Raw genomic sequence first — 12,559 nt, 5'->3', positions numbered from 1 at the left:
CCGTCCTTCAGGAGTTGTGATCACCTCAATCGCTTCATGGGGCATTGAGTGGCAATCAATCAAAATAGCGCTGCCAAACTGGGCATGGTTGGCACGCATCTCTTTGGCCAACGCCGCGTGATAGGGGCGCCAATATTCATCAACCCTAAGTGCCGCCTCGGCCCGTGTGAGCTTGCCGCGGTAAATTGCCCGGCCGGAGGCCACAACGCGGGGGATCACCCCAAGCCCCGAGGCAATTCGGGGGTTATGCATGATGCGCGGCGCACCTTCGACCACTGCGCAATCCATTTCATCCATGGCGCGGTTCAGATCCACAAAGGCACGGGGCGCGCCGGCGTGCAAAAACACCGCACCCAAATCCGGTGCCTTGGAAAAGAGGCGATCAACGAATGCATCCTCAGATGTCCGAATCGTATGTGCGTCCAAAACGGTCCGCTGCATAAATGCGCGTGAGTAGTCCCGCCCACTGTGAGGGCTGGCGAAGACAACGCTTGTATTTCGGACCTCTGGGAGGTCTAAAAAGTAGACTGCTTTCGGCATTTCGGGCTCCGTTTGAACATAACATAGACTGTTTCACTTTGTTTCCCAAAGCCCCCTTGATCTTTTAGCTGAAGCCTTCTAATCAACCCCTCACCTGACGCGGCGCGACCCGCGTCCTTTTTTTAATTGGGCTGGTCGCAAAGTTAATGGTTCATGGGCGCTTAGCTCAGCGGTAGAGCACTTCGTTGACATCGAAGGGGTCACTGGTTCGATCCCAGTAGTGCCCACCATGATAACCGCTTCTTGGCATTAGCCTTCGAAGCAAACGCAACTTGAATGGCGTGATTTCGCGCCGGAAAAACAGGAGACAGACTTATGAAAGTCAAGAACTCGCTCCGGTCGCTGAAGAACCGTCACCGCGACTGCCGTATCGTTCGCCGCAAAGGCCGCGTTTACGTGATTAACAAAACACAGCCTCGCTTCAAGGCACGTCAGGGTTAAGCCCTCGATAATTGAACATTCAAAAGCCGCTCCGTTAAATTGGGGCGGCTTTTTTATGTCCGACATCGGGCTTAGAAATGGTAGGCAGGCTACCCCGCGAAATTCTGCGTAATAAAGTAGCGACCACAGTTGGGCGACTTACCGTCAAAAGCAAGCAATGCTCCTGTCCGCTTAGATCTTCGCGCAAGGATGTTCTGACGGTGCCCCGATGACGCCATCCACATGTTCACAATATGATTAGCCAAACTTTTGTATGAATGTGCAGGTATTGTCCGCCCCTTGGCTCCAAACCGACACGCACTTAGGTCACGGATCAAGAAAACACCTGCCGTTTCCAACTGATAACGGCGGGTAACGCCAATATTTTCCGATCCGGCACGACTGCCCACGCCAGATGCCTTGAGGCGTTTTTTAAACGTATTCATCGCTGACATACATGATTTGTTATTGAGCTGTTGAGACTTAGCCATCCATTTCAAATGAACCTCAGCCACATCCACCAAACCCCTGGCAAACGTTAACGCTGACAATCCTTTTGAGCACCGCACTTTGTTGACGTAGTGGAGGACCGCACTGTCAAACAACGCACTACCAGGTAATTTTGCGCGCACCGTGGCACTATGCGCGCCGGTCAAAGCAGGCGTACTGCACGCCTGCGCATATCCGGTCAGCGACACCGCGACGCCCAAAAACCAAACTTTTTTGCAAAAAGCATTTCATAACCGATCACCCCACACTCAACCAACACACGTTTGAGCATAAAAATAAACGCTACTTTTGCATAGATTGCCGCCCAATCATGACGATTGAGCGGCATATCAATTAAATTGTGAGCATCTTATTGCGCGGCAACTTGTGGCTCATGCGCGGCCTCAACCCGAACGGCCGAAAACTTGAATTCAGGAATTTTACCATAAGGATCAATTGCCGAGTTGGTCAAAATATTTGCAGCTGCCTCAACATACGCAAACGGCAGGAAGACCATATCAGGGGCCACAGCGCGATCCATGCGCGCCATAATCACAACTGACCCACGCTTGGTGGTCAGGCGGATCAATCCACCGGGTTCCACACCAAGCTTGCGCAACGTGGAAGGGTGCAACGAACAGTTTGCCTCTGGCTCAACCGCGTCCAAAACAGTGGCTCGGCGGGTCATTGATCCTGTGTGCCAATGCTCAAGCTGACGGCCTGTCGTAAGGATCATTGGGTACTCATCATCAGGCGTATCGTCAGGTGCAATAACGCTTGCCGGTGTGAACTTCGCGCGTCCATCTTGGCGAGGGAAACCATCGCCAAACACAATCGGCTGGCCCGGATCCGTGGGCGAAAGCGATGGGTACGTCACAGCGTTTTCACCTTCAAGGCGATCCCATGTGATGTTGCTCAGCGATTTCATGTTCAGCTTCATTTCAGCAAAGACTTCTCTTGGGTGCGTATAGGTCCAGCCAAGCCCAAGGCGTTTCGCCAGCTCAACTTCAATCCACCAATCTTCACGCGCCTCACCGGGCGGCGAAACAGCCGGGCGTCCCATTTGAACTTGGCGGTTGGTGTTTGTGACAGTGCCGGACTTTTCCGCAAATGCAGAAGCCGGCAGAATTACATCAGCGTAGTTTGCTGTCTCAGTGATAAAGATATCCTGCACCACAAGGTGGTCGAGCTTAGCCAGCGCAGCACGTGCATGATCTACATCGGGGTCTGACATGGCGGGGTTTTCACCCAAGATATACATCGCCTTGATATTGTCCGTGTGCACTGCATCCATGATCTCGGTGACAGTAAGGCCTTTTTCATTGCTGAAATCACCAGAACCCCAAACGTCATTAAATGCAGACCGCACACCATCGTCCGTGACGGATTGATAATCCGGCAAGAACATCGGGATCAGACCCGCATCAGATGCACCTTGTACGTTGTTTTGCCCGCGTAGGGGATGCAAGCCCGCGCCAGGGCGACCCACCTGCCCCGTCATCAACGCGAGCGAGATCAAACAGCGCGAATTATCCGTGCCGTGAATGTGCTGGCTAACGCCCATACCCCAGAAAATCATACCCGCCTTGGCACCTGCAAAAGTACGCGCAACGTCGCGCAACACTTCTGGCTCAATACCGCAAATTTCGCTCATCTTTTCAGGCGTGAAATCTTTCAGGTGGGCTTTTTCAGCTTCCCAGTTTTCGGTGTAGGCTTCAATATATTGCTGATCATAAAGCTTTTCTTCGACGATCGCATGCATAATCGCGTTCAGCATCGACACGTCAGCACCGGGTCGAAACTGTAGCATATGGCTGGCGAAACGCTTCAACGCTTGACCGCGCGGATCCATCACAATCAGCTTGCCACCGCGCTTGGTGAATTGTTTGAAATACGTCGCAGCAACCGGATGGTTCTCAATTGGGTTAGCGCCGATGACAATTGCTACATCAGCGTTCTCAATCTCGTTGAAGGTGGCTGTCACGGCCGCTGAGCCAACGTTTTCCATCAGTGCCGCCACAGAGGATGCGTGGCAAAGGCGCGTGCAGTGGTCGACGTTGTTGTGCCCAAACCCTTGGCGGATCATCTTCTGAAACAGATATGCTTCTTCATTAGTGCATTTTGCTGAACCGAAACCCGCAACCTCACGGCCACGGCCCTTCAAGCCGCCTGCGGCAAAATCAAGCGCCTCATCCCATGTTGCTTCGCGGAACACGTCGCTCCAGTTTGCCGGATCAACATTCAGACCTTTAGCAGGCGCATCATCACGACGGATGAGCGGTTTGGTCAGGCGGTGATTGTGGTGAATATAGTCAAAGCCAAACCGCCCTTTCACGCACAAGCGGCCCTCGTTTGCGGGACCATTAATGCCTTCAACGAATTTCACTTTATTATCTTTAATCTTCAGACTGATCTGACAACCAACACCGCAAAACGGGCAAATGCTTTCGACTTCCTTGTCAAAATCGGCGCTATCACCAACTTGCTGCTCATCAACAACAGTCGAGGGCATAAGAGCACCCGTGGGGCAGGCTTGGACGCATTCACCACAAGCCACACAAGTGCTGTCTCCCATTGGGTCAGCCATATCGAACGTTGGGTAGGCGTCATGACCACGTCCGGCCATGCCGATCACATCATTGACCTGAACTTCTCGGCACGCGCGCACGCATAGACCGCATTGGATACAAGCATCAAGGTTAACGGACATCGCAACGTGGCTGTTGTCGAGCAGTGGAATACGATCGGCTTCCAACGTGGGCAGCCGGCTTTCAGCGACACCGTTCAGATCGGCCATATCCCACAGGTGGCTGGATTTATCGTGGGCTGCATCACGCTCGGGTTGGTCCGCCAACAGCATCTCAACCACCATCTTGCGCGCATTTTTGGCACGTGCGGTTTCCGTGTTCACTACCATACCATCGGCGGGCTCTCGAATGCACGAAGCAGCAAGCGTCCGCTCGCCCTCGATCTCGACCATACACGCACGGCAGTTCCCATCGGGGCGGTATCCTGGCGCTGGTTTGTGACACAGGTGCGGAATGACCAGACCACGGCCATTCGCGACCTCCCAGATTGTCATGCCAGCATCGGCCTCAACGGCCTGGCCGTCCAAGGTAAAAGTGATTTTATCAGACATCACGCAAACTTCCTGATTTGAATTTAGCTTAAACTAGGCGATTCAAAATAACCCGCCCACAGCAAGCACGACACGCCACCAACCGTTTGCGCCACGCCGCAAGGCAGGCTACGCACCATAGGAAACAGGAGATGACGATGGGCGAAGTGACAATAACACGCCACGGGCAGGCGAATTCTGGTGCTAAATCAGAGCTGGAATACGACAAACTATCCGAACTGGGACATGTGCAGGCACGTTGGTTGGGTGAGTATTTGCAAGACGCGCAGCCCTACACACACATCATCAGCGGCAGCCTACGTAGGCAACGCGAGACGGCTGAGGGTATTTTGGCGGGACTTGGTGGCCCCGCAATTCCCCACACCACTGACGCGCGCCTGAATGAACTGGATTACTTCGCGCTATCGGACTCGCTTACTGACATGCACGGCGTCCCTTTCCCCGACAGCGCCGAGACGTTTGCAGCACATGTGCCGCAAATCCTTAGCCATTGGGCAGCAGAGGAAACACCCCCGCACGTAGAAAGTTATGCCGGTTTTCGCACCCGTATTTTTGACGCCGTACGGAATGCGTCATTGATCGAAGGGCGGGTTTTACTGGTTAGCTCAACAGGCGTTATCGCGTCACTGACAGCTTTGGCTCTTGGGCTTGAGACAACACAAAAGGCTAAGATGTTTCTAAACGTGGCGCATACGTCGCTGCATGGTTTTGACTACCGCACAATGAATGGCGCGTCTGATCTGCATATGACGCTGTATGGTTCGACGCCGCATCTGGACCGTGCGGACCGCACTGACAAAAAGACAATGGTATAGGCTGGAGTACACGTTATGCATCTTTGGGTACGGGCCGAGAGCCGCAGTTTTGAACGCCGTGTTGGCCTGACACCCGAAGGTGCTAAACGCCTCATTGAAGCGGGCATGTCGGTCACCGTTGAGCAAAGCGATGCACGCGCTATCCAAATAGATGGGTACGCAAAAGTAGGTTGCCAGATTGCAGTAGCCCACAGCTGGCCAGACGCGCCGAAAGACGCAATCATTTTCGGCCTCAAAGAACTGCCCGACGATGGCAGCGCCCTGCCCCATCGTCACATCATGTTTGGACATGCCTACAAAGGCCAGGACGCAGGACCAAAACTGCTTGCGCGTTTTGCCAAAGGTGGCGGCGAGCTTTCGGACTTGGAATATCTGACCGATACCAGCGGACACCGCGTAGCCGCTTTTGGCTATTGGGCAGGATACACAGGTGCCGCGATGGCACTGCTTTGTTGGGCCGCGCAACAACCGGGCGAAATTGCCGGGGCGGTATCTGCTTATGACAGCGCGGCTCATTTACGCGCTGCGCTTGAAGAGCAACTGAGCCAATGTAGCGCCGCGCGCCCTACCGCGCTGATCATTGGGGCGCTTGGCCGTGTCGGTACCGGTGCAGCAGATCTGTGTGAAGCACTGAGTGTAGCGCCAACGAAGTGGGACAAAGACGAGACCGCACATGGCGGCCCGTTCCCCGAAATTCTTACGCACAACCTATTTATGAACTGTATCTTGGCCAGCCCACAAACACCGCTTTTTGTGGGGCCTGACGCCGTGGGCGCAGAGCGGACGCTATCTGTGATCAGTGATATCGCTTGCGATCCAGATAGCCCGTATAACCCGATCCCGATCTATTCAGCCGCAACAAATTGGGACAGTCCCGCCACTCGTATTTCAAACGAACCGGTCCTGGATGTCACTGCGATTGATAACTTGCCATCGATGTTGCCGGCCGAAAGTTCTGAAGACTTTGCAGCACAACTTCTGCCAACGCTGCTTCAGCTAAAGGCTGACACTAACGGCACATGGGGCCGCGCCCGAGACTGTTTTCAAAGTGCCCTACGCGAAAATGCGATAGTATAGCGAGTCGGGCAAAAACTGGCTGGCACGGAACATTAGTGAAAATGCGCGCGGGAAGGACTTTTTGAATGCGGTCGAGTTCATATGCTCCCAGAAATCACGCGCTGCCTCTTCAGGCGTTTGGATGAACGGCATGTTGAAATCATTCTTGTCCGTCAGCCTCGTTTTGATGAAACCGGGGTTAATTAGCTGAACCTCAACACCTGTTTTGCGCAGATCCGCATAAAGGCTTTCACCAAGATACATCACGCCCGCTTTGGACGCCCCATAACCAACCGCGCCTGGCAAACCGCGGAACCCTGAAAGTGAGCCAGTCAGCACGATATGCCCCGCGTCACGTTTCACAAAGTCTGGTAAAATGGCCCCCAACACACGCGCAGCACCCGTAAAGTTGATGTCGACCATTTGCTCTAACTGAGCGGCATCAACGGCATCAGCTTTCATAGGCCAGTACACACCGGCCAAAAACACCACACCATCAATTTCACCGACTTGAGCATATGCTTCTTCTACGCTTTTGAGGCTACTGACGTCGCAGGTGACATAGGATGCTTTTCCGCGAAGGGTGTCCACAACTCGCTTCAAATCGTCTTCGGAACGCGCCGACAGGATCACCTCAACACCTGCGGCGCTCATCATCTGGGCCACCGCCTCACCGAGACCCGCAGATGCGCCAACCAGCCAATACCGTTTACCTGCCCACTGCTTTGTCACGCCAGACTCCTTATAATTTCAAGCAACCCGCTTGCGCACCGCATCAACTTCAATCGGCCGCATCGTAGCGACTAATTCTGCCACCTTGATACCAAACTTGCGAAACTGTGATCGGTTAATGATGGTCCCGTTCTGCATCAAATACATCCAGTCTGTCACATCAAGCGCATGACCACCCGCCTCTGGGGTCAGCTTAATCGTATAATTCAACAGCAGGGCGTTACCGCGCTGCTGGCCACTACCGCGTCCCACCAAATCATCCGCATCCGCGCGTACGACGCCGCCTTCATCAAGCTGCAAGCGCCACTCGCGGTGCTGAACGCTGCCGCTATCGTAGTGAAAGACCTCGCGCATCACGCCGCTGTCGCCCGTCCACTCCGCCTCAAACTCGGCGACAAAACGACTGCTCACACGGCCCAAAGGACCATAAATCACACCCTCGCAGGCAATCTTGCCATTTAGGTGATCTTTGATGTCCATGATCGGACCAAGCCCATCATACTCCGCCGGCTTTTGCGCACGGAAAGTACAGAAACGGACATAGAGCAGCACACAAATCAGTGTGATGACGACACCGATTAGCACAAATAGAAATTCGTTCATTTCGCATCATCCTCCGTCAAATTAGTGCGCCAAAGCAAAAAGATCGCAACCAGCTTCAGCACGCATGGAACGCCCGCATATAAATAACTCAAAACCCAGAGCGCTTGATCAGGCTGAGCTATCTGCCCCGCTACAAATCCGCTCTGCTCTAACAAAGGAAGTAGGGCCACTGCCGCAAAAGCCAGTGTAAATTTAGTAACAAATGACCACACCCCAAAAGCTTGGCCCGCATGTGGTGCAATTTTAGACAAGCGGCGGGCAAAAAGGGCAGGCAATAAAGTCATATCCGCGCCCAAAGCGGCACCGCTGGCAATACAAACAACCGCAAAAAGCGCCACGTCACCAGAGCCAAGTAACAGTGCACCTGCAAAGGTCACAACCGCCAACACCATCCCCGCAAGCAAAGTTGTCTTTGGCGAGACCCGCTGCGCCATAAATCCCCAAAGCGGTGCACTTATTGCGGCAGACAAAAAGAACAGCAACAACAGCGGCCCTTCCCAACCCAACGCATCCAAACGGCTTTCCACGAAGAACAGAAACAATGTTGAGCTTACCGCAACTGGCGTCGCATTGACCAAGGCCACTGTAAGCAGCCGGCGAGCAATTGGATCTTTTAGGACAACCGTAAAACCAATAGGTGTGGCGGCTTCGTTCTCTGTCTTGCCCGCGCTCCATTCATTACGCATCGAACCCCATCCAGCCAGACACAGCACCGCAAACCCGAGTGCAAAGCCAACAAACGGACGGCCCATAAAACCCATCAGAACTGTCGGCGTGATGGCCGCAACACAAACACCCAGCAGCCCGCCTGTTTCACGCCAAGTAGCAAGCCTGACATGCCCCGCGCCCATTGCATCTGCTTTGACAACGCCCTGTGCGTAAAAGCTGATTGTAAGGAAGCTAAACGATGAAAAGAGCCCACCTAGGGTGAGTGCAAACCACCACAATGCAGGGATGGGCGGGACGACTGCAAACAGCCCCCACATCGATAGTCCTAAAATGATAACCGCGACCGATACCATCGCCCCACGCACGCTGCGTGTCTTTTCAGATAGCCAGCCAAGCAGCGGATCTTGGACCACATCAACAAGACGCAAAACAAACAAGACGGATGCAAGAGCAGTCAAGCTAAGCCCGTATTCATCAACATAAAATTTGGGAGCATGTATATAAATTGGCAAACCAGCCGCCGCCAACATGGCTGCAAAAAGCCCATAAGATGGCAACAGCTGTGCGCGGGTCATCGTGATATCTCAGTTTCAGGCGGCTCAGGTTGGGACCGAAACTTCGCGCCCTTAAACCACAGCTTTACCGCTTGCCAGTGGACCAGTGTAAGCACACGCCGCGAACCAAGCGGGCGGCGTACCAGCATCCGCAGCATAGAACCTGTTGTGAGTGGCTGGCGTTTACCGGTCAGGGTTGCAATCAGCCCCCCTCCGCTTGGATCGGCAGTTTCTGTGTAATCAATCCGAATGCTGATCTTTTCATCAGTGATGTCATAATTGAACGCATAGCCACCCTCGAGCGGCTGAAACGGCGACACATGCATCATTTTACTCGCATGAAGCGTATCCTTGGCAGAAATGGCCCGATGATCGTTATGATGACACAAGTATGAATGCCGGTCACCGAACGTATTAGCCACCTCGGCAATCACAACGCGCAGAGCGCTGGTTGCATCATAGCAAAGCCAAAAAGAAACCGCGTTGAACGAATGCCCCAGTACTTTGGGCTGAGCCAAAAGCTCAATCCGTCCGTCGTTTGGCAAACCATGCGTACGCAGCACATCGCGGACCCACGCCGCCCCTGTACCGGCCTTGGGCAGCCCTCCATGATCAAGGTCATGCAACGCAACCATAGCAGGCCGGTTACGTTTGAAAGGCCAAGGCGCGCGGACCTCAGCCTCCGCATCAACAAGTACGTAATCAAGGCTGTAGGAAAACGCATTTTTCACAGCACCTTTACGACCGTGGTAGGTGAGCGCCTCAATGTGGTCGACGGTTTTCATCGGCTTATTCTGCCGCTGCCAACGCCGGAGTCGCACGCATGGCTTCCACTACTTCCACGGCTGATTTTATGCCATCTTCATGAAAACCGTTGGCCAACCACGCACCGCAGAACCACGTTTTGTTCGCACCATTCATCGCTTTGACTGTATCTTGGGCTCCCAAAGCTGCGGCGTCATAAACAGGGTGACGCAATACGACTTCGTCCCAGATCAGGCTTGGGTCAATCTCACGGGTACTGTTGAGCGTCACGAAAAAGTCCTGCTCCGTTTCGAGCGGCTGCAATTTATTCATCCAGTACGTTAGATCAATTTGATCATCTTGCTTGCCTGCTGCCTCGGTGTAATTCCATGACGACCACACCTGTTTCTTTCGTGGCATCACCGAAGCGTCCGAATGCAAAACGACATGGTTAGGCTGGTAGCCAACCGAACCCAATGCAGAAGTTTCAGCCGAATTTGCGTCTGCCAAAAGCCGGAGTGCGTCATCGGAATGAGTTGCGAACACGACCTCATCAAAGACTTCCGCATCTGCGTCCACGGGCGTCACGTGCACGCCAAGATCAGTGCGGTTGACACAATCGATCGGCGCACCAAGGCGAATGTCGACGCCTTTTGTCACCATCGATGCTTCCAGACGTTTCACATATTCAATCGAGCCACCCTGAACAGTGTACCACTGATGTTGACCCGTGGCACTGAGCAGGGCGTGGTTTTCGAAAAACGTCATCATCGCTTTGGCCGGGAAATCCACTATCTTAGCTTTTGGCGTAGACCAAATCGCGCCTGAGAACGGCAACAAATACCGGTCGCGGAACCATTCGCCCGTGCCAAGAGCCTCAAGCAAATCACCTGTGCTCATACCCTCTTTAGCAAGCTTCAGCCCATTAGCGTTGAAATGGAAAATGTCGCGAAGCATTCGCCAATATTTTGGCTTCAGCAAATTACGGCGCTGCGCAAAAAGCGCATCAAGAGACACCAAACCATACTCCAACGCACCACCATCAATGGATGCCCCAAAGCTCATGTTGCTTGGCGCGACAGGCACATCAAGCTCGGCAAAAAGCGCGGTGAGATGCGGGTAGTTGGCATAGTTAAAGACAATGAAGCCCGTATCCACAGCCACATCGCTGTCGCGCCCAGCCATCCGTGTGCGCGCATGTCCGCCGAGCCGCCCCTCTGCCTCATAAAGGGTTACAGCGTGGTCATCTGCCAGCATATGCGCGGCCGCCATGCCAGAAATACCAGCGCCAATTACCGCAACCCGCTTTGGGCCGCGCCCTTTATCCAATGGCATATTGTCGTCCTTATTTGGTTGGTCTTGAGTGCTCTATATACGCCGCGATTGAGAAAGTGGATGACTCATCGTTTATTTCACATACGCAGTGATCCAAATTTAGCGGCCAGCCGTAACAGTGCCATGATAGACGGGATCGCCAGTTTGGAAGAAAGCAGTGCAACCGCGCAGCCGATCAGCTACGCTCGGCCACAGGTTGCACGATTCATCCAGCCCAAAAGGCGGCATTCCCAGATGACGACGACACAAGAGCGCACAGCGTGGGTTGCGGAAATGGACCGCATCAAAACCCTCAGGGATCAGGCAGCTTTCGCTGATCTGTTCGATTACTTTGCGCCAAGGCTGAAGGGGTTTTTAATGCGCGGCGGCACGTCCGAGGCGCTTGCAGAGGAAATTGCACAAGAGGTTATGGCCATCGTTTGGACCAAGGCCGATATGTTTGACGCGTCGCGCGCTAGTGTTTCGACCTGGATTTTTACCATCGCGCGTAACCGCAAAATCGATGTGCTGCGCAAAACGCAGCGCCCTGAGCCTGAAGACTTGTCATGGGGACCCCAGGCAGAGCCAGATCAGGCCGATCAGCTTAGTGCACAACAAGAACAATCACAGCTTAAGACAGCAATGTCTCAGCTTCCGCAGAAACAAAGAGAATTGGTCGAACGCGCATATTTTGGCGATCAATCACACTCACAAATCGCGTCCGAGACGGGGCTGCCGCTTGGAACAATCAAATCACGAATACGCTTGGCGCTGGATCGCTTGCGCCACGCAATGGATGGAAATTAGACCGATGACAAATATCAAACATCACCTCACGGATGACGTGCTGCTGGCATATTGTGCTGGCACACTACCAGAAGCCTTTGGCCTGGTGGTCGCTACGCATATTTCGCTGTGTGAAACCTGTCGTTCTCACATGGACACACTGGATGCGCTTGGCGGCGTTGTTATCGAAGAAACACCAAAAGCAGCGATGTCATCTGGCAGTTTGGAAGCGTGCCTAAAGATGGCGGAGAGTATGCCCAAGGATCCAATCAAAATGGAAGCCGCCGGCAAACCGAAGCGTCAGAAATCAGCTGGCTTGTTTCCTGCGCCTCTGCAAGACTATGTGGGTGGTGATTTGGATGCGGTACGGTGGCGGCCAATTGGACTTGGCGTAAAGCAAGCCATCCTAAAGACCTCAAGCGACGCTTCTGTGCGTTTGCTCTACATCCCAACTGGCGCTGCAATGCCAGATCATACGCACAACGGCACAGAAATGACGCTTGTTTTGCAAGGTGCTTTTCAGGACGAAAGCGACTATTTCGGCGCGGGCGATGTAGAAATTGCTGACGAAGAGATGAACCATACACCAGTTGCAGTTGGGCCTGTTGACTGCATCTGCCTCGCGGCGAGCGATGCGCCACTTAAGTTCAACGGCATCCTGCCCAAAGTACTTCAGCCGTTCTTCCGCATTTAAGGGC

The 12,559-nt window shown here is 53.6% G+C and carries 13 protein-coding genes and 1 tRNA gene; 6 read left to right on the top strand and 8 right to left on the bottom strand.

The annotated features are described in order from the left end of the window. Nucleotides 1-540: N-formylglutamate amidohydrolase (locus tag ACTF5M_RS02020; RefSeq protein WP_438959432.1), on the bottom strand; the 540-nt coding region annotated here is incomplete at its 3' end. Between the two features lie 155 nt (nucleotides 541-695). Between ACTF5M_RS02020 and ACTF5M_RS02015 the strand changes: the two genes are divergently transcribed. Continuing rightward, a tRNA-Val gene (locus ACTF5M_RS02015) sits at nucleotides 696-770 on the top strand. Between the two features lie 85 nt (nucleotides 771-855). Continuing rightward, nucleotides 856-981 (top strand): type B 50S ribosomal protein L36, encoded by a 126-nt coding sequence (gene ykgO / locus ACTF5M_RS02010; protein WP_008205324.1) that lies wholly within the window; start codon nucleotides 856-858, stop codon nucleotides 979-981. 89 nt (nucleotides 982-1,070) lie between these two features. Here the strand turns inward: ykgO and ACTF5M_RS02005 are convergent, their stop codons facing one another. Beyond that, nucleotides 1,071-1,592 (bottom strand): CAP domain-containing protein, encoded by a 522-nt coding sequence (locus ACTF5M_RS02005; protein WP_438959436.1) that lies wholly within the window; start codon nucleotides 1,590-1,592, stop codon nucleotides 1,071-1,073. Nucleotides 1,593-1,819: 227 nt separating this feature from the next. Further along, entirely contained in the window at nucleotides 1,820-4,588 is a 2,769-nt protein-coding gene (gene fdhF / locus ACTF5M_RS02000; protein ID WP_438959431.1) for a formate dehydrogenase subunit alpha, read from the bottom strand. A gap of 137 nt (nucleotides 4,589-4,725) precedes the next feature. Between fdhF and ACTF5M_RS01995 the strand changes: the two genes are divergently transcribed. Together ACTF5M_RS01995 and ACTF5M_RS01990 are read left to right on the top strand one after the other, a co-directional pair. Continuing rightward, on the top strand, nucleotides 4,726-5,403 hold the full coding sequence (locus tag ACTF5M_RS01995) for a histidine phosphatase family protein (protein ID WP_438959430.1): 678 nt from the start codon (nucleotides 4,726-4,728) through the stop codon (nucleotides 5,401-5,403). Between the two features lie 15 nt (nucleotides 5,404-5,418). After that, nucleotides 5,419-6,480: a saccharopine dehydrogenase gene (locus ACTF5M_RS01990; RefSeq protein ID WP_438959429.1), complete on the top strand. Its 1,062-nt coding sequence runs from the start codon at nucleotides 5,419-5,421 to the stop codon at nucleotides 6,478-6,480. On the opposite strand, the gene ACTF5M_RS01985 is transcribed toward ACTF5M_RS01990, so the two are convergent. Genes ACTF5M_RS01985 through ACTF5M_RS01965 form a run of 5 tightly spaced genes read right to left on the bottom strand, consistent with a single transcriptional unit; the run spans nucleotide 6,457 to nucleotide 11,096 of the window. After that, complete coding sequence (locus ACTF5M_RS01985) at nucleotides 6,457-7,191, bottom strand: SDR family NAD(P)-dependent oxidoreductase (protein WP_438959428.1); 735 nt, start codon at nucleotides 7,189-7,191, stop codon at nucleotides 6,457-6,459. The genes ACTF5M_RS01990 and ACTF5M_RS01985 overlap by 24 nt on opposite strands. Before the next feature lie 18 nt (nucleotides 7,192-7,209). Further along, complete coding sequence (locus tag ACTF5M_RS01980; RefSeq protein WP_438959427.1) at nucleotides 7,210-7,794, bottom strand: DUF3833 family protein; 585 nt, start codon at nucleotides 7,792-7,794, stop codon at nucleotides 7,210-7,212. Further along, nucleotides 7,791-9,038: an MFS transporter gene (locus ACTF5M_RS01975; protein ID WP_438959426.1), complete on the bottom strand. Its 1,248-nt coding sequence runs from the start codon at nucleotides 9,036-9,038 to the stop codon at nucleotides 7,791-7,793. Before ACTF5M_RS01975 ends, ACTF5M_RS01980 begins: the two co-directional genes overlap by 4 nt. Further along, nucleotides 9,035-9,802 (bottom strand): DUF1365 domain-containing protein, encoded by a 768-nt coding sequence (locus tag ACTF5M_RS01970; RefSeq protein WP_438959425.1) that lies wholly within the window; start codon nucleotides 9,800-9,802, stop codon nucleotides 9,035-9,037. Before ACTF5M_RS01970 ends, ACTF5M_RS01975 begins: the two co-directional genes overlap by 4 nt. Nucleotides 9,803-9,806: 4 nt before the next feature. After that, nucleotides 9,807-11,096, bottom strand: coding sequence for an NAD(P)/FAD-dependent oxidoreductase (locus ACTF5M_RS01965; RefSeq protein WP_438959424.1), 1,290 nt, complete (start codon nucleotides 11,094-11,096; stop codon nucleotides 9,807-9,809). Nucleotides 11,097-11,330: 234 nt separating this feature from the next. Here ACTF5M_RS01965 and ACTF5M_RS01960 point away from each other — a divergent pair, with 234 nt between their 5' ends. Further along, complete coding sequence (locus ACTF5M_RS01960) at nucleotides 11,331-11,882, top strand: sigma-70 family RNA polymerase sigma factor (protein WP_438959423.1); 552 nt, start codon at nucleotides 11,331-11,333, stop codon at nucleotides 11,880-11,882. Nucleotides 11,883-11,886: 4 nt separating this feature from the next. Next, on the top strand, nucleotides 11,887-12,555 hold the full coding sequence (locus ACTF5M_RS01955; RefSeq protein WP_438959422.1) for a ChrR family anti-sigma-E factor: 669 nt from the start codon (nucleotides 11,887-11,889) through the stop codon (nucleotides 12,553-12,555). The last annotated feature ends 4 nt before the right edge of the window (nucleotides 12,556-12,559 follow it).

The sequence above is a fragment of the Nereida sp. genome, assembly GCF_965655635.1.
In the GTDB taxonomy this organism is placed as follows: domain Bacteria; phylum Pseudomonadota; class Alphaproteobacteria; order Rhodobacterales; family Rhodobacteraceae; genus Nereida.
This window is presented reverse-complemented; position numbering and strand designations above follow the sequence as displayed.

Bases quoted from the DNA above. Each gene is read 5' to 3' on its own strand.
- ACTF5M_RS01990 (WP_438959429.1), top strand. From the start codon at position 5,419: ATGCATCTTTGGGTACGGGCCGAGAGCCGCAGTTTTGAACGCCGTGTT.
- ACTF5M_RS01970 (WP_438959425.1), bottom strand. From the start codon at position 9,802: ATGAAAACCGTCGACCACATTGAGGCGCTCACCTACCACGGTCGTAAA.
- ACTF5M_RS01980 (WP_438959427.1), bottom strand. From the start codon at position 7,794: ATGAACGAATTTCTATTTGTGCTAATCGGTGTCGTCATCACACTGATT.
- ykgO (WP_008205324.1), top strand. From the start codon at position 856: ATGAAAGTCAAGAACTCGCTCCGGTCGCTGAAGAACCGTCACCGCGAC.
- ACTF5M_RS01965 (WP_438959424.1), bottom strand. From the start codon at position 11,096: ATGCCATTGGATAAAGGGCGCGGCCCAAAGCGGGTTGCGGTAATTGGC.
- ACTF5M_RS01960 (WP_438959423.1), top strand. From the start codon at position 11,331: ATGACGACGACACAAGAGCGCACAGCGTGGGTTGCGGAAATGGACCGC.
- ACTF5M_RS01975 (WP_438959426.1), bottom strand. From the start codon at position 9,038: ATGACCCGCGCACAGCTGTTGCCATCTTATGGGCTTTTTGCAGCCATG.
- ACTF5M_RS01995 (WP_438959430.1), top strand. From the start codon at position 4,726: ATGGGCGAAGTGACAATAACACGCCACGGGCAGGCGAATTCTGGTGCT.
- ACTF5M_RS01955 (WP_438959422.1), top strand. From the start codon at position 11,887: ATGACAAATATCAAACATCACCTCACGGATGACGTGCTGCTGGCATAT.
- fdhF (WP_438959431.1), bottom strand. From the start codon at position 4,588: ATGTCTGATAAAATCACTTTTACCTTGGACGGCCAGGCCGTTGAGGCC.